Consider the following 16,453-nt stretch of genomic DNA (forward strand, 5'->3'; position numbering starts at 1 on the left):
GCCGCCCCTTTAAAGCGCTCGCCCGTCATTGCGAGCGCAGCGAAGCAATCCAGGGGCGGCAGCGCTCTATGTCCCCTTGGATTGCTTCGTCGGCTGCGCCTCCTCGCAATGACGGGGTGGCGATCAGACGAAATAATCGGGATTCTGCGCCTGCATGGTCGCGAGTTCCGGCAGCAGCATGCCGAGATGCCGGCGCATCGCCGCTTCCGCCGCCTTGCCATCGCGCCGGCGCATCGCGTCGAGGATGACGAGATGCTCGCCGATCACCGATTCCATGCGGCCGGGCACTGGCAGGGTCATGCGGCGGCAGCGGTCGATCTGGCTCTTGGCTGCATGCGCGATCCGCCACACGCCGGGAAAGCCCGCAATGCCGGCGATCGTCTCGTGGAAGGCCTCATCCGCGAGGTGAAAGCCTTCCTGGTTGCCAGCCTGGTGCGCATCGCGCGAACGCGCGATCGTCGCGTCCAGCCGGGCGATATCGGCTTCGGTCGCGCGCTGCGCCGCGAGCTCGACAGCGGCACCTTCCAGCGCTTGCCGGATGAACACGGCCTCTGGAATCGCACCGGCCGGAATGCGCGCCACGAAGGTACCGGATTGCGGGAAGATCTCGACGAGCCCCTCCTCCTTCAGCCGGATCAGCGCCTCGCGCACCGGCGTGCGGCTGATGCCGAAGCGCGCCGTCAAGTCCTTCTCGATCAGCGGCGTGCGCGGTGTCAGCTCCATCGCGAGAATCGCGCGGCGCAGTTCGTCCTGCACGAAGGAGGCAGCCGTCGCACGCCCGGCCGGCGCGAGGGCGGCCGGCAGCGCACGTCGCTCGCGGCGCTGCCCCTCTCCGCTCTCGTCCCGCTCGGCTATCGCCATGGCCTCGTCCTGAGCTCCGGCCGGCATCATCAGCTCGGCCGCCCGATAGCGCTATCACGCCGCCGCTTGCCTTACTAGTATATTAGTATATTGACCCTGCCGGTTGCCGTCCCTAAGGTCGGACACCCTCCAGTTGGGACCAATCCGATGCTGCTGCATGATGATCGCCTTTTTCCCGCAGACCCGGTGACGCGCGGCATCGCCCGCAGGCTCTACGCCACGATCCGCGACCTGCCGATCATCTCGCCGCATGGCCATACCGACCCGCGCTGGTATGCCGAGGACAAGCCTTTCCCTGATCCGGCGACGCTCTTCGTCAAGCCGGACCATTACATCTTCCGCATGCTCTATTCGCAGGGCATCAAGCTCGAGCAGCTCGGCATCCCGCGCAAGGACGGCGCCCAGGTCGAGAGCGATCCGCGCAAGATCTGGAACCTCTTCGCCAAGCACTGGTATCTGTTCAGGGGCACCCCGACCCGGCTCTGGTTCGAGCATTCGCTCTCCTCGATCTTCGGCATCAACGAGCGGCTCTCGCCGGAGAATGCCGACAAGCTCTACGACCGGATCGCCGAGAAGCTGGACGCGCCGGAGCTGCGCCCGCGCGCCCTGTTCGAGCGCTTCAAGATCGAGGCGATCTCGACCACCGAAGGCGCGCTCGACGACCTGAAATGGCACGACATGACCCGCGCCTCCGGCTGGGGCGGCAAGGTCGTCACCGCCTATCGGCCCGACAGCGTGCTCGATCCCGAGTTCGAGGGCTTCGCCGGCAATCTCGAGCAGTTCGGCCAGCTGACCGGCGAGGATGTCGCGACCTGGACCGGCTATCTCGCCGCTCACCGCCAGCGCCGCGCCTATTTCATCGAGCGCGGGGCGACCTCCTCCGACCACGGCCATCCGACGGCCCGCACCGCCAACCTGACCCAGGCCGAGTGCGAAAAACTCTTCGCCAAGATCCTGAAGGGCAAGTTCTCGGCCGAGGATGCCGACCTCTTCCGCGGCCAGATGCTGACCGAGATGGCCAAGATGAGCCTCGATGACGGGCTGGTGCTGCAGATCCATCCCGGCTCCTATCGCAACCACAACCCCTATCTGTTCGAGACCTTCGGTCGCGACATGGGCGCCGATATCCCGCGCCGGACCGATTACGTCTCGGCTTTGAAGCCGCTGCTCGACGCGGTCGGCAACGAGCCGAACCTGACGGTCATCGCCTTCACCCTCGATGAGACCGTCTATTCGCGCGAGCTCGCGCCGCTCGCCGGCCATTACCCGGCCCTGCGCCTCGGGCCCGGCTGGTGGTTCCTCGATGCGCCCGAGGCGATGCTGCGCTTCCGCGAGCTGAGCACCGAGACGGCCGGCTTCTACAACACGGTCGGCTTCAACGACGACACCCGCGCCTATCTCTCGATCCCGGCGCGCCATGACGTCGCCCGCCGCTGCGACTGCACCTATCTCGCCAAGCTCGTCGCCGAGCATCGGCTGGAGGAGGGCGAGGCCGCCGAGGTCGCCCACGACCTCGCCTATCGCCTGGCGAAAGAAGCCTACAAGCTCTGAGCCCGGCGCGAGCCGGTCTCACCAGGGAGCAACCCGAGCCGGCGGCCTGTCGAGGGCATTGCCGGCTCCCGCTCTCCGGCCTATGCCCTGATCCTCCCGTCTCCGGCTGTCGAGAGTTCCCGTGACCAGATTGTCCTCAACGAGCCTCGCTGGCCTGCCCGCCTCGGTCCGCCGTCCGGCTTATGACCGCGCCGCTCTGAAGCCCGGCATCGTCCATCTCGGTCTCGGCGCCTTCGCCCGCGCCCATCTCGCCGAATATACCGACGACGCGCTGGAGCATGCTTTCGGTGCCTGGGGCATCGTCGGCGCCAGCTTGCAGCGGCCGGACCAGCGCGACCGGCTGAAGCCTCAGGACGGGCTCTACACCTTTCTGAAGCGCGCGCCCGAGGGCCCGCAGCTGCGTGTCATCGGCTCGGTTCTCGATGTGCTCGTAGCGCCCGAAAACCCGTCGGCGCTGATCGCCCGCCTTGCCGCCGCCGAGACCAGGATCGTCTCGCTGACCGTGACCGAGAAGGGCTATTGCCACGATCCGGCGACCGGGAAGCTCAAGGACAGCCACCCCGACATCATCCACGATCTCGAGCACCCGACCGCGCCACGCTCGGCCGTCGGCCTGCTCGTTGCCGCCTTGCGCCTGCGCATGGCCGAAGGACTCGGCCCCTTCACCGCGCTGAGCTGCGACAACCTCCCTCATAACGGCAAGGTGCTGGCCGGGCTGGTCCGCGATTTCGCCGCGCTCCGCGACGACAGGCTCGCCGCCTGGATCGAGGCCAATGGCGCCTTCCCGGCGACGATGGTCGACCGCATCGTGCCCGCCACCACCGACGCCGACATCGCCGAGGTCGCCTCGCTGCTCGGCGCGGAGGATGCGGCGCCGGTCATCGGCGAGCCTTTCCGGCAATGGGCCATCCAGGACACCTTCGTCTCCGGCCGGCCGGATTGGCAGGTCGCCGGCGCGCAAATGGTTTCGGAGGTCGCGCCTTTCGAGTTCATGAAGCTGCGCATGCTCAACGGCGCCCATTCCTGCCTCGCTTATCTCGGCTATCTCTCCGGCCACGAGACGGTCGCCGAGGCCAGCGCCGACCCGGTGCTGTCGCGCATGCTCGAAGGGCTCTGGTCCGAGGTGATCCCGACCGTGCCGGCGCCTGAAGGCGTCGATCTCGCCGAATATGCCCGCGCCCTGCTGGTGCGCTTCCGCAATCCGGCGATTCGCCACCGCACCTGGCAGATCGCCATGGACGGCTCGCAGAAGCTGCCGCAGCGCCTGCTCGGCACGATCCGCGACCGGCTCAAGGCCGGCGCCTCCTTTGAGCATCTCGCGCTCGGGGTCGCCGCCTGGATGCGCTACGCCACCGGCACTGACGAGAAGGGCGCCGCGATCGACGTGCGCGATCCGCTCGCCGCCGAATTCGCCCGCATCGCCGCGTCGGCCGGCCGCAATGCCCAGGCCCTGAGCCAGGGACTGATCGGCATCGAGGCGATCTTCGGCAGCGACCTGCCGCGCGAGGCCGCCTTCACCTCGGCGGTCGCCTGCCATCTCGAAAGCCTGTTCGCGAAGGGCGCGCGCGCGACGGCGGAGGCGATGCCGGCTTGATCCCCGGCCCGCTCTGGCGCGAGATGCGGCCATGAAGCGCCTTGAGCATTTTCGAGCGAAGTGGACACCGGTTCGCGTGAGGAAAATGCGTCAAAACAAAACGATGGAGAATTTTCGCGATTCGAAGAAACGCGGAAATACTCTGGCCGTCCTCGTCCACCTGTTCTGCCTCGGCCTCCTCTTTCCGGTGGCGGCCGCGGCGCAATCCATCGCCATCCCCAATTTCTGGGACCCGCGGATCAGGCTCGACAAGCCGGATGCCGGGCCGCCACGCGTCGTGCGCTTCCTCACCGACGACGATTATCCGCCGCTGCATTTCACTGCGCCGGACGGCACGCTGACTGGCTTCTCGGTCGAGCTGGCGCGTGCCGTTTGTGAGAAGCTGTTATGGACCTGCACGGTCCAGGCTCGGCGTTTCGATACATTGCTCGATTCGCTCGCCGAGGCGCGCGGCGACGTCCTGGCGGCCGCGATGAACGTGACACCACAGATCCGTACCCGCTTCGCCGCGAGCCATCTCTATTTCCGCTCGCCCGCTCGCTTCGTCACCACTCGCGGCAATGCCCGCGCCGATCTCGATACGGCCAGCCTGCAGGGCAAGCGCGTCGCCGTGGTTGCCGGCAGCGCGCATCAGGCCTTTCTCGAGCGGCTGATGCCCTTCGCCCAGCGCCGTGAGACGCCCGATCTCAACGCCGCCGTCGCGGCGCTGCGCAGCGGCGAGGCCGAGTATGTCTTCGGCGACGGCGTCGCCCTGGCGCTGCTCGTGGCCAGCCGCGGCGGCAACGAGCTCGCCTTCAGCGGCGGCCCCTATCTCGAAAGCCGCTATTTCGGCGAGGGAGTCAGCTTCCTGATGCGCAAGGACGACGCGGCGCTGACCCGTGCCATCGACTATGCGCTCCAGACGCTCTGGGACGACGGCACCTACGCCCGGCTGTATTTGCGGTTCTTTCCGGTCAGCCCGTTCTAGCGGCTTCGCGCGTATCAGCGCGCAGACCTCCCGCACACCAAGACGTGAACGTCACGCTGGAACGCGTATCGGCGACGGGACCTTTGCCGGCTTGTTCACTGGCATCACAGATACCAACTCAAGCTCAAGCGGGGCGCACAAACCGCTATAACGTTTAGGGACGAAACATGACGATTGCGCTCCAGGCCGGAGAACCCGGCCACCGCGTCAGCGATACCTATCGCTGGACGCAGCTGCTCATTGGCATCGTCTGCATGGTGATGATCGCCAACCTCCAATATGGCTGGACCTTCTTCGTTCCCGATATCCAGCAGAAATTCGGTTGGGATCGCGCCGCGATCCAATGGGCCTTCACGCTGTTCGTGCTGTTCGAGACCTGGCTGGTGCCGATCGAGGGCTGGTTCGTCGATCAGTATGGTCCCCGCCTCGTCATCATCTTCGGCGGCCTGCTCTGCGGCGCAGGCTGGCTGATCAACGGCTATGCCAGATCGCTGAACGCGCTCTATCTCGGCCAGGTCGTCGCCGGCATCGGCGCCGGCGCTGTCTACGGTACCTGCGTCGCCAATGCGCTGAAATGGTTCCCGGACAGGCGCGGCCTCGCCGCAGGCCTCACCGCGGCCGGCTTCGGCGCCGGCTCGGCGCTCACCGTCGCGCCGATCCAGTCGATGATCGCGGAATCCGGGTATCAGACGGCCTTCGTCGATTTTGGCATCGGGCAGGCGATCGTCATCTGCATCATGGCCCTCTTCCTCTTCGCGCCGAAGCCGGGCCAGGTCCCGGCACCGGCCGTGACGCGCACGAACGTGCAGAGCCGCCGCGACTACGCTCCCGGGGAGGTGCTGCGCCAGCCGATCTTCTGGCTGATGTATGCAATGTTCGTCGCCGTCGGCGCCGGCGGCCTGATGATCACCGCCAATCTCAGGCCGATCGCGGTCGACCTGCAGATCGACAAGATCGACGTCACCCTTCTCGGCCTGACCATGACGACGGTCACCTTCGCCGCCACGCTGGACCGCATCCTGAACGGCTTCACCCGTCCCTTCTTCGGCTGGGTCTCCGACAGGATCGGACGCGAGCAGACGATGTTCATCGCCTTCGGCCTGGAAGGGCTCGGCATCTTCCTGCTTTACCTGTGGGGCTCGGATCCGATCTGGTTCGTGCTGCTCTCGGGCTGCGTCTTCTTCGCCTGGGGTGAAATCTATTCGCTCTTCCCCGCGACCTGCACCGACACGTTCGGCGCGAAATTCGCCGCGACCAATGCCGGGCTGCTCTACACGGCAAAAGGCACGGCCGCGCTGCTGGTGCCGCTCGCGAACTATCTCCAGGAGGCCGCCCATTCCTGGGACGGCGTCTTCCTGATCGCCGCCGGCGCGAATATCGCGGCCTCGCTGCTCGCGATCATCGTGCTGAAGCCCTGGCGCCGCAGGGTCGTGGCCCGGGCCCAGGTGCAGGCACAGGCAACGCACGGCATCCGCGGTGTACCGGCTGAATAGCCTCGTCGGGCGTTTCGCCGGCCGCCATCTGCTCCGGCGCGCAGCGCCGGAGCCTCGAAGGGATCAACCGGTCGCGCTGCGCTCGCCGATATCCTCGGCGAAGCGCAGCAGATAGCCGTCCGGATCCTGCACCAGGAACTCGCGCGAGCCGCCCTCGCCGTCCTCGCCGGTGCGGTACTAGGCTTCATAGGGCTCGCGGAACAGCGGCCAGCCGATCTCGGCCAGCGCCGCGAGAATGGGCGCCAGGCTCGTGACCTTGAACTGGAAATTGATGCCGCGCCCAAAGGGACGCTCCAACGGTCCGACCTCCCAATGGCCGTTGATCTGGCAGAGCATGATTTGCGCGCCCTCGCGCTGCAGATAGGCGAATTTCGCCGCCGGCCGGTCATAGGCGATGTCGAAGCCGAGCCGGCCGCACCAGAAATCGAGGCTGATGTCGATATCGCTGACGTCGAGCTCCGGCACCAGCGCGTTGAAGCCGCCCTTCGGCAACGAGCCACGGCTCGACGAGTTGTTTCTCTCGGCGGAGGTGGACATTGGCGGCTCCTCGATGACGGGCTTCTGATAGGCCCTCGCGCGGGTGATAGGCGCTCGCGCGGGCCTGGCCTAGCGCAGCTGGGCCACGACGCCGCGAATGTCTCTCGTTCCGCCTGGACGCCATCAAGGAACGGTCACCATCGGCTCGACTATCGCGCCAGATGTCGACCTCGCGCCCGTCCCGTCGGACTGGGGTCCCTCGGTCAGCAGGTATCGTTACGTCTACACCAACGACAATGTCGTGCTCGTCGAGCCTCGACCCGTCGCGTCATCCATATCATCGAGTAACGGAGGCGCCGACCGTATCCCTCCCGCCACACCAACGGTGGAAATACAGTCGCACCTCGCAAGCGACTGATGAAATTGGTCCGGGATTTGCTAGGATTGCTGCGCCGAGCTGGGGGAAAGCAGCATCGTAGCAATGAAGGGCTGAACGAATGGATGCCTTCACCATGGTTGTCCTGGCTTGCGTGTCAGGACAGCCCACCTGCACCACGACCAGGGTCAACGAGACTTCTTTCACCACATTCGAGGCCTGCGAGGAGCGGATCGACGACGTCACCCGCAAGATGACGAAGCAGCTCGGTCAGCAGCTCGAGCTCAAGGGCCGCGAGGTGACCTACGACGTCTCCTGCATGAACCGCCAGCAGCTGCGCGAGAAATTCGGCATCGTCGACGCCGCGATCTGACGGTGGTGGCCGGCGCGTCCGGCCCGCTCATCATCTCGCAGTTTGATATCTCCCATTCACGTCTCGCGATGTCCCGCGCCGGTCCGCCGCGCTATACAGGTCGCGAGCGATCCGACGCGCGTGCCGCGCAGGGCGCTGCCCGTTCGCGGCGGCAAGGTCGTCGATTGCTCTCATCGCTTTAAGAAGCGCACGCGGATCTGCGTGCCAGTGGAGGAGAGATTGAGATGAGCGCGTTGAAATTCCCCGTCGGCGCCGCGCTTGCTGCCGCCCTGCTCGTCTCGGCGACGGCTGCGCGCGCCGATATCGTGATCGGCCTCGTCGCGCCGCTGACCGGCTCGATCGCAGCCTATGGCGACCAGGTGCGCAACGGAGCCGAAGCGGCCGTCGACACAATCAACAAGAAGGGCGGCATCCTCGGCCAGAAGGTCGTGCTGAAGCTCGCCGACGATGCCGGCGATCCCAAGCAGGGCGTCTCAGCCGCCAATCTCCTGGTCGGCGAGAAGGTGCGTTTCGTCGTCGGTCCGGTCACCTCGGGCGTCGCCATGCCGGTCTCCGACGTCTTCGCCGAGAACGGCGTGCTGATGGTGACGCCGACTGCGACCACGCCGGCGCTGACCACCCGCGGCCTGCCCAGCGTCCTGCGCACCTGCGGGCGCGACGACCAGCAGGCCGAGGTCGCCGCCAACTATGTCCTGAAGAACCTGAAGGACAAGCGCATCGCCATCATCCACGACAAGGGCACCTACGGCAAAGGCCTCGCCGACGCCTTCAAGAAGGGCATCAATGCCGGCGGCCTGAACGAGGTGCTCTACCTGACGCTGACGCCCGGCGAGAAGGACCTCTCGGCCATCACCACAAGGCTCAAGTCCGGCAATGTCGACCTGATCTATTTCGGCGGCTACCACCCCGAGGGCGGTCTCCTCTCCCGGCAACTGCGTGACGCCGGCGTCAAGGCCGCGATCATCGGCGGCGAGGGCCTGTCCAATACCGAGTTCTGGGCGATCGGCGGCGACACCGCAGCCGGCACCTTGTTCACCAACGCGACCGACGCGCTGAAGAATCCCGACTCGGCCGAGGCCGTCGCAGTGCTGAAGGAAAAGGGCATCCCGCCGGAAGCCTTCACGCTCAACGCCTATGCCGCCGTCGAGGTGCTCAAGGCCGGCATCGAGAAAGCTGGCAAGGCCGACAGCGCGACCGCGGTCGGCACGGCGCTGAAATCCGGCATGCAGGTCACGACGGCGATCGGCAAGCTGTCCTACGACAAGAATGGCGATCTCGCCTCTCCGGCCTTCGCCATGTTCAAATGGGACAACGGCAAGATCGTCTCGGTCGACTGAACACGGCTTCGGTGCGAGGGGCGCGTAACCCGCCCCTCGCGCCAAAGCGAAGTCACTCCAGGCTGCCGGCGAATCTCCAGTCCTTCAGTCCGCCAGCCGCTCGCGCACGATCGCCGCGTGGAAGCCCATTCCATGCGGCAGTGCCGCGTCGTTGAAGTCGAAATGCGGATTATGCAGCGGCATCGATCCCTCGCCATTGCCGATATAGACGAAGCAGCCCGGGACATGATCGAGGAAGCGGGCGAAATCCTCTGACGCCGTCACCGGCTCCCGCGCGGCCCGGATCGCCTCGACCGGAAACACTTTGGCTGCGGCCGCAAGCGCATGGCGCGTCAGTTCGGCATCGTTCACCAGGGGCACGAATTCGCGCGTATAGGTCACCTCGACCGCGCATCGATAGGTCAGCGCCACGCCTTCGGCGATGAGCCGCATCTGCTGCTCGATCTCGGCGCTCACCTCGGCCTTGAAGCTCCGGCAATCGCCCAGCACCCGCGCGGTGCCCGGAAGGGCATTGCGCGTGCCGTCGGTGAGAAGCTCCGTCACCGAGACCACCGCGATATCGGTCGGCGCGATCCTGCGCGCCACGATCGTCTGCAGGTCCATCACCAGCGCACAGGCCGCGACCAATGTCTCGCGCGTCGCCTGCGGCCGGGCCGCGTGGCCGCCGAGTCCTTTGAGCACGATCTCGAAATTGTCCTCGGCCGACATGAACGGGCCCGGCGCGGTCTCGAAATGCCCGAGCGGCACGCCCGGCATATTGTGCAGCCCGTAGATCTCATCGAACGGGAAGCGGCTCATCAGCCCATCGTCGAGCATGGCGAGCGCGCCCCTGCCCCATTCCTCGGCGGGCTGGAACAGGAAACGCACGGTGCCGTCGAAACCGCCCTCCTCGGCGAGCAGCTTCGCCGCGCCAAGCAGCATCGCGGTGTGGCCGTCATGGCCGCAGGCATGCATCACGCCGGGATTGCGCGAGCGATAGGGCAGCTCGCCTTGCTCGGGGATGCGCAGCGCGTCCATGTCGGCGCGCAGGGCGATCGCCCGGTTGCCCGTGCCGCGCTTCAGCGTGCCGACCACGCCGGTGCCGCCGACGCCCTCGGCCACCTCCAGCCCGAACTCGCGCAGCCTGGCGGCGACGAAGGCGGCCGTCCCCTTCTCCTCGAAACCGAACTCAGGATTGGCATGAAGATGATGCCGCCAGCTGCGCATCTCCTCGTGCAGGGCTGTCAGGTCCATTGCTCTCCCCTCAATCATGCGTCTGCCCGGCATAGGCCGTCGCCTTCATCGACGGCCGCTCGCAGAATTCGCGGTACCAGCGCGCCAGACGCGGCCGCCCATCGGCGAAACCCGGCAATCCGCGGAATTCCAGCCAGGCCAGTGCCGTCGCCAGCGCGATCTGGCCGATATCGAGCGGCCCCTCGAACTCGGCCTCGCGCTCGATGAAATCATAGCCTTCGATCAGCTTGGCCTTCTGGCCCTCGGCCAGCGGCGGATAGCGCAGCGGCTCCGGCCGGCGCTCGGTCTCCCAGCGCAGCGCGATCCCGGCATCGCACAGCCCCTGCGCCAGAGCCTGCAGGCGCAAGGCCGACCAGCGGGGATGGCCGCTCTCGGGGATAAGGCGCCTCGAGCCGAGCCCACCGAGATAATCGCAGATCACGCTGGATTCGATCAGAGCGAAACCATCGGACAGCACCAGCACCGGCACCTTGCCAAGTGGATTGAGCGCGAAGACCGCGTCGTTGCGCCTGGTCGGGCTGGTCTCGTGATGGATGACGCGCAACTGCCCGGCGAGCCCGGCCTCATGCGCGAAGACCAGCACCTTGCGGGCATAGGGCGAATGGCTCTGGTAGATCAGGTCCATTACAGCGCGTCGTCCAGCGCCATCTCGCTGATGATCGTGAGGACGCGGCTCTCAGGCGAAAGCGCAAGGCGTGCCCGCAAGCCCGGCGAGCGCGCCGCCGCCATCAGCCCGGCGAGGCCGGTCGCGCCCGAGGTCGTGGTGGCCGGGCCGCCGGCGGCCGCAAGCCCTGCCGCCGCCTCGTTGAGCGCGGCCTCGGAGACGTCGACCGCCTCCGCCCCGATCGCCTGAAGTTGACGCAGGGCCGGCGCACTCGCCTCGCCGCAGGCCAGCATGCCGGCCGAGGTGTCGAGCGTCCCCGCGATCCGGACGACAGCGCCCTCGGCCAGGGCCGCCGCGACGCAAGCCGCTGCGGCGGGCTCGACCACCACGATCTTCGCTGGCGCCGCCAGCCAGCCCGAGAGCCCGGCGGCCATGGCTGCTGCAAGGCCGCCAACGCCCGCCTGAACGAAGAGGTGCGTCGGTCGCGACGAACCACCGGCCCCGACCTGTCGCCGGATTTCCGCTGCCATCACGCCATAGCCCGCGACGATATCCGCCACCGGCCGGTCGTCCGGATCGGCCGAGGTATCCGCCACCAGAAGGCCCTCGCCGGCCCTTGCCGCAGCAGCCGCACGATCGACCGCATCGTCATAAGTGCCCTCGACCCAGACGATCTCCGCGCCTTGCGCCTCGATGCGCCGGACCCGCGCCTTGGGCACGCCGGGATAGAGATAGATCCGCGCCGGCCCACCGGCGAATTTCGCCGCAGCCGCGACGGCGAGGCCGTGATTGCCGGCACTCGCCGTGATCAGCGCCGGTAATGTCCCGCGTGACCGGGCCGGATCGAGCAAACTCTCGACGCTCCCCCCGATCGCGCGCGACAGAGCCTGCAAGCCTGCATAGGTGCCGCCGAGTGACTTGAAGCTGCCGAGCGCGCGCTGCGCCTCGTTCTTGGCCAGCACCTGGGCCACACCGAGTTCGGCCGCGAGCCTTGGCAGGTCGAGGAGAGGCGTCTGCGCGTATTGCGGCGAGAGGCCTTGCAGCAGCGCGGCGATCTGGTCGGGAGAATGGTTTGCCTGAATCGTCATGGGGCAAAGCCTGCCTAAAATCGCACGCCCGTTGGCGCCGAATTTAATCGCGCAGACGCCTGTTTCCGTCATAGCATCGTCAGCCATGACGAAAACCGCTGCACTCGATCGTTTCGACCATGCCTTGCTCGTCCTGGTCCAGCAGGACAACCAGATGCCGGCCCGGCTTCTGGCCGAGCAGATCGGCCTCTCCGAGAGCGCCGTGCTGCGCCGCTTGCGCCGGCTGCGCGCCGAGGGCGTCATCGTCGCCGACCGGGCGATGGTGCGCCCCGCTGCGCTTGGCCTGCCGCTGACCTTGCATGTGCTGGTCTCGCTCGAGCGCGAGAGCGCCGTCGCGCTCGACGCCTTCATCCGCAAGACGCGTGCTCGTCCGGAGGTCCGGCAAGCCTGGTACGTCACCGGCGAGGCCGATTTCGTGCTGCTGCTGCAACTGCCGGACATGGAGGCCTATGACCGCTTCGCCCGCCAGGTCTTCCATGACGATCCGAACGTGAAGGCCTTCCGCACCATCGTGGCAATGCGCGAGATCGTCGGTCCCGCCGATGCGCGCCCGCTGATGGCCATGCGCGAGTGACGTGCCGCCCCGTCATGCTCGCCCTTGTGGCGAGCATCCACGCCTTGCCGCGTTGCGACTTGCCATGGCGCAGCGCAGACGTGGGTGGTCGGGACCGGCCCGACCATGACGATGGAGCCTGGACGGCCCCACCGCAATCCTGCCGCATCCCTCGCGAACATTGACGTGGGCCGCATTGATCTGCGAAAGCCCCTTTTCCCTAATCTGGGGAAAATCCGAGGACCTGTAGCCAAATGCCCGTTTTCGATCCCGCGCTCGTGGACGCCGCCCAGCGTTCGGCCGCCTGGCCGTTCGAGGAAGCACGCAAGCTCGTGGCCCGGATCGAGAAATCGGGCAAGAAGGAAATCCTGTTCGAGACCGGCTATGGCCCGTCGGGCCTGCCGCATATCGGCACCTTCGGCGAGGTCGCCCGCACCTCGATGGTCCGCCATGCCTTCCGCGTGCTGACCGGCGACACGATCCCGACCCGCCTGATCGCCTTCTCCGATGATCTCGACGGGCTGCGCAAGGTGCCGGACAACGTCCCGAACAAGGAGCTTTTGGCGAAGCATCTTGGCCAGCCGCTGACCGAGGTGCCGGACCCGTTCGGCACCCATGACTCGTTCGGCCGCCACAACAACGCCCGGCTGCGCGCCTTCCTCGACCAGTTCGGCTTCGACTATGAGTTCAAGTCCTCGACCGACAGCTACCGCGCCGGCGAGTTCGACGCGACCTTGCTCAAGATCCTCACCCGCTACGATGCGGTGATGAAGATCATGCTGCCGACGCTGCGCGAGGAGCGGGCCGCGACCTATTCCCCCTTCCTGCCGATCCACCCGAAGACCCGCATCGTCATGCAGGTGCCGATCGACGAGCTCGACGTCGAGAAGGGCACGATCACCTGGAGCGATCCCGAGACCGGCGAGCGCTTCGAGACGCCGGTCACCGGCGGCAACGTCAAGCTGCAATGGAAGCCGGACTGGGCGATGCGCTGGGTCGCGCTCGGTATCGATTACGAGATGGCCGGCAAGGACCTGATCGACTCGGTCAAGGTCTCCTCCGCGATCGCGCGCGCGCTCGACGCCCAGCCGCCGGAAGGCTTCAACTACGAACTCTTCCTGGACGAACAGGGCCAGAAGATCTCGAAGTCGAAGGGCAATGGCCTCACCATCGAGGAATGGCTCGATTACGGCCCGCCGGAAAGCCTGGCGCTCTACATGTTCCAGCGCCCGCGCGAGGCCAAGAAGCTGCATTTCGACGTCATTCCGCGCGCCATCGACGAATACCTGCAATTCCTCGGCGGCTATGAGCGCCAGGACTGGAAGAACCGTCTCGGCAACCCGGTCTGGCACATCCACAATGGCGAGCCGCCGGCCCCGGAGGTCATCGCCACGGGCGAAGGCGAGAACGCGGCCAAGACGCAGGTCACCTTCGGGCTGCTGATGAACCTGGTCGCCGTCGCGAATTCGGAAGACAAGGGCGTGCTCTGGGGCTTCCTGCAGCGCTATGCGCCCGGCATCTCGCCCGCGACCCATCCGCGGCTCGATGCGCTGGTCGGCTATGCCATCGCCTATTTCCGCGACTTCGTGAAGCCGGCGAAGAATTACCGCGCACCCGACGAGACCGAACGGGCCGCCTTCACCGCGCTCGACGCGGCGCTGGCAGCGCTGCCCGCCGAGGTCACGCCGGAGCTGGTGCAGGACACGGCGCTCGACGTCGCCCGCGCCATTCCGCGCTACCAGAACCTCGCCGCCAAGGGCGCGACGCCCGAGCGCCCCGGCGTCAGCGGCGATTGGTGGAAGGCGATCTACCAGGTCATGTTCGGCGAGGATCAGGGCCCGCGCTTCGGCTCCTTCGCCGCAATCTACGGCATCGCCAATACGCGCAAGCTGATCGCCAAGGCGCTCGACGGCGAGCTGATCCGCGAGCACGAGGCCTTCCTCCGGGCGCGCGAGGCGGCGTGAGCCGGGGCGGCTGAGGATGGAAGCAACGACGCCCTCAGCGGCTGCAGTCGAGCAGGCCATCCGCAGCCGGCGCGCCATCCGCGCCTTCCTGCCCGATCCCGTCGACCCGGATCTCGTCTCACGCCTGCTCGATCTTGCTGCGCAGGCGCCAAGCGGCACCAATATGCAGCCCTGGAAGGTGCGCGTCCTCGGCCCGCACAGCCGCGAGCGGCTCGAGACTGCGCTGCTCGCGGCGCTCGACGATCCGGAGTTCAAGCCGGAAGAAGAATACCGCTACTATCCCAAGAGCTTCGCCGAGCCCTATCTCTCGCGCCGCCGCAAGGTCGGCTGGGATCTCTACGGCCTGATCGGCGTGGCCAGGGGAGATCGCGAGGGCGCCAGGCGCCATGTCGCCTATAACCTGCGCTTCTTCGGCGCGCCGGTCGCGCTGATGGTGACGATCGACCGCTCGCTCGAGATCGGCTCCTGGCTCGACCTCGGCATGTTCACCCAGAACCTGCTGATCGCGGCCCAGGGCCACGGACTCGACAGCTGTCCGCAGGCGATCTTCGCCCAGTTCCATCCGGTCGTGCGCAGCGAGCTCGCGATCCCCGAGGAGGAGATCGTCGTCTGCGGCATCGCGCTCGGCCATGCCGACTGGAACGCCCCGGCGAACCGGCTCGTGCCGGAGCGCGAGCCGGTGGAGAGCTTCACGACCTGGCTGGACTAGCAAATCGGCCCGAAAAGTGGATTGCGGTTTTCGGAAAAGCCGATGCGAAAACGAGAAGCTGGATCATCGGAACGGATACGAAATCCGGTCCGATGATCCAAGCGTCAGAGCAGCAGCTGGAGCTGCCGCTCGAACTCAAACACCGATAGCGCGGCGCCGAAGCCGAAAGCCGCCGGCGCGCTCTTCCTGAACAGCTTCACCATCGGCGAGACGCCATAGTGCAACACGAGGATGGTGGCCGCGCCGACCATCAGGCCGACCACGGCCGAGAGCGCCGCCGAGACCAGCCATTCGACCAGTCCGCTCAGAATGGCGACCCCATGGGCGACGGCAGCAGCCCAGTCATGGATCAGGTGTCCGAGCCAGCCGAAGCCATAGCCCTCGAAACCGTGGATGATGATGCCGCCGCCAACCCAGAGCATGGCGGCCGTACCGACGCCGCTGAGGAAGGTCAGGAAGACCGGCATGCCGACGACAAGCCCACGCCCGAGCGGCTTGGTCAGCGGGCTCAGCCAGCGATCGAGCATGCGCGGGTCGGTGCCGAGCGCGGCCAGCGCCTTGCTGCGGCCGAGATAGAAGAAGGTCGTCATCGGCCGGTTGTTGTTGGCGAGCGCGACGCCGGCATCGTCGGCCTTCACGATCAGCGCGACAATGCCGTAGACGAAGGCGGTCATGCCGATACCGACGATGGCGAGTACGAGCGCCTGCGTCCAGAACGAGGAGGCCGAGACGCTGGCGAGCGTAATCGCCATGATCTCGGCCGAGAGGATGAAGTCGGTCTTGATCGCACCCGAGACCTTCTCGTTCTCCAGCGCCTTCGGATCAACCGCCGCGCCCGGAGCATCGTCGTCATGATGCGCGTGATGCGGCAGGAAGCGTTCCAGAACCTTTTCGGCGCCTTCGTAGCACAGATAGACGCCGCCGATCATGAGGAGCGGCGTGATCGCCCAGGGCGCGATCAGGCTCAGGATCAACGCGCCCGGCAGCAGGAAGAGCAACTTGTTCTTGAGCGAGCCGAGCGCGATCTTGCCGATGATCGGCAATTCACGCTCCGCCGCGAAGCCGACGGCATAGCGCGGTGTCACCGCCGCATCGTCGATGACGATGCCGGCCGCCTTGGCCCCGGCCTTGGTGGCTTGCGCGGCGGCATCGTCGAGCGACGCCGCCGCCACCTTGGCGAGGGCCGCAATGTCGTCAAGCAGAGCAAACAGACCGGAACTCACGAACTCGCCTCCTGACTGGATCGGGTCGCTACAGAAAAGCGAGTGCACGT

General features: G+C 66.8%; 16 protein-coding genes. 10 read left to right on the forward strand and 6 right to left on the reverse strand.

Annotation, left to right across the window (positions count from 1 at the left end; all coding sequences use genetic code 11):
* Positions 1 to 123 precede the first annotated feature (123 nt).
* Positions 124 to 861 (reverse strand): GntR family transcriptional regulator, encoded by a 738-nt coding sequence (locus tag EV560_RS03885; protein ID WP_131854154.1) that lies wholly within the window; start codon positions 859 to 861, stop codon positions 124 to 126.
* 147 nt (positions 862 to 1,008) lie between these two features.
* Here EV560_RS03885 and uxaC point away from each other — a divergent pair, with 147 nt between their 5' ends.
* From uxaC to oxlT, 4 genes are all read left to right on the forward strand, one after another.
* A complete protein-coding gene (gene uxaC / locus EV560_RS03890) occupies positions 1,009 to 2,412 on the forward strand; it encodes a glucuronate isomerase (RefSeq protein WP_131854156.1) in 1,404 nt (467 codons plus the stop codon).
* A 121-nt stretch (positions 2,413 to 2,533) separates the two neighbouring features.
* Positions 2,534 to 4,006: a mannitol dehydrogenase family protein gene (locus EV560_RS03895; RefSeq protein WP_131854158.1), complete on the forward strand. Its 1,473-nt coding sequence runs from the start codon at positions 2,534 to 2,536 to the stop codon at positions 4,004 to 4,006.
* 85 nt (positions 4,007 to 4,091) lie between these two features.
* Complete coding sequence (locus tag EV560_RS03900) at positions 4,092 to 4,973, forward strand: transporter substrate-binding domain-containing protein (protein ID WP_131854160.1); 882 nt, start codon at positions 4,092 to 4,094, stop codon at positions 4,971 to 4,973.
* A 167-nt stretch (positions 4,974 to 5,140) separates the two neighbouring features.
* Positions 5,141 to 6,466, forward strand: a complete 1,326-nt coding sequence (oxlT, locus tag EV560_RS03905; RefSeq protein WP_131854162.1) for an oxalate/formate MFS antiporter — start codon at positions 5,141 to 5,143, stop codon at positions 6,464 to 6,466.
* Positions 6,467 to 6,643: 177 nt separating this feature from the next.
* Here the strand turns inward: oxlT and EV560_RS03910 are convergent, their stop codons facing one another.
* Entirely contained in the window at positions 6,644 to 7,003 is a 360-nt protein-coding gene (locus EV560_RS03910) for a VOC family protein (protein ID WP_348982184.1), read from the reverse strand.
* Positions 7,004 to 7,100: 97 nt separating this feature from the next.
* On the opposite strand from EV560_RS03910, the gene EV560_RS36815 reads away from it, so the two are divergent.
* From EV560_RS36815 to EV560_RS03925, 3 genes are all read left to right on the forward strand, one after another.
* On the forward strand, positions 7,101 to 7,361 hold the full coding sequence (locus EV560_RS36815; RefSeq protein ID WP_131854164.1) for a DUF1236 domain-containing protein: 261 nt from the start codon (positions 7,101 to 7,103) through the stop codon (positions 7,359 to 7,361).
* A 94-nt stretch (positions 7,362 to 7,455) separates the two neighbouring features.
* A complete protein-coding gene (locus EV560_RS03920; protein ID WP_131854166.1) occupies positions 7,456 to 7,692 on the forward strand; it encodes a hypothetical protein in 237 nt (78 codons plus the stop codon).
* Between the two features lie 224 nt (positions 7,693 to 7,916).
* Entirely contained in the window at positions 7,917 to 9,029 is a 1,113-nt protein-coding gene (locus EV560_RS03925) for a branched-chain amino acid ABC transporter substrate-binding protein (RefSeq protein ID WP_131854168.1), read from the forward strand.
* Between the two features lie 84 nt (positions 9,030 to 9,113).
* Here EV560_RS03925 and EV560_RS03930 read toward each other — a convergent pair whose 3' ends face one another.
* The 3 genes from EV560_RS03930 to EV560_RS03940 are packed head-to-tail and all read right to left on the reverse strand — an operon-like array spanning position 9,114 to position 11,954.
* Entirely contained in the window at positions 9,114 to 10,262 is a 1,149-nt protein-coding gene (locus EV560_RS03930) for a M20 aminoacylase family protein (RefSeq protein ID WP_131854170.1), read from the reverse strand.
* Between the two features lie 10 nt (positions 10,263 to 10,272).
* Positions 10,273 to 10,887 (reverse strand): glutathione S-transferase family protein, encoded by a 615-nt coding sequence (locus EV560_RS03935; protein ID WP_131854172.1) that lies wholly within the window; start codon positions 10,885 to 10,887, stop codon positions 10,273 to 10,275.
* Positions 10,887 to 11,954 carry a pyridoxal-phosphate dependent enzyme gene (locus EV560_RS03940; RefSeq protein ID WP_131854174.1) on the reverse strand — a complete coding sequence of 356 codons (1,068 nt, stop codon included), beginning with the start codon at positions 11,952 to 11,954 and terminating at the stop codon, positions 10,887 to 10,889. The genes EV560_RS03935 and EV560_RS03940 overlap by 1 nt, the downstream gene beginning before the upstream one ends.
* Before the next feature lie 85 nt (positions 11,955 to 12,039).
* Between EV560_RS03940 and EV560_RS03945 the strand changes: the two genes are divergently transcribed.
* The 3 genes from EV560_RS03945 to EV560_RS03955 all read left to right on the forward strand — a co-directional run bounded on the left by EV560_RS03945 (position 12,040) and on the right by EV560_RS03955 (position 15,180).
* The gene (locus tag EV560_RS03945; protein ID WP_131854176.1) at positions 12,040 to 12,528 is read left to right on the forward strand and encodes an Lrp/AsnC family transcriptional regulator; all 489 of its coding nucleotides are present in this window, start codon (positions 12,040 to 12,042) and stop codon (positions 12,526 to 12,528) included.
* Positions 12,529 to 12,761: 233 nt separating this feature from the next.
* Positions 12,762 to 14,471, forward strand: a complete 1,710-nt coding sequence (locus EV560_RS03950; RefSeq protein ID WP_131854178.1) for a lysine--tRNA ligase — start codon at positions 12,762 to 12,764, stop codon at positions 14,469 to 14,471.
* A gap of 16 nt (positions 14,472 to 14,487) precedes the next feature.
* Positions 14,488 to 15,180 (forward strand): nitroreductase, encoded by a 693-nt coding sequence (locus tag EV560_RS03955; protein WP_131854180.1) that lies wholly within the window; start codon positions 14,488 to 14,490, stop codon positions 15,178 to 15,180.
* Positions 15,181 to 15,284: 104 nt separating this feature from the next.
* Here the strand turns inward: EV560_RS03955 and EV560_RS03960 are convergent, their stop codons facing one another.
* Positions 15,285 to 16,403 (reverse strand): DUF808 domain-containing protein, encoded by a 1,119-nt coding sequence (locus tag EV560_RS03960; protein WP_131854182.1) that lies wholly within the window; start codon positions 16,401 to 16,403, stop codon positions 15,285 to 15,287.
* Positions 16,404 to 16,453: the final 50 nt, after the last annotated feature.

Source organism: Allobosea sp. BK604 (assembly GCF_004341515.1).
GTDB lineage: Bacteria > Pseudomonadota > Alphaproteobacteria > Rhizobiales > Beijerinckiaceae > Allobosea.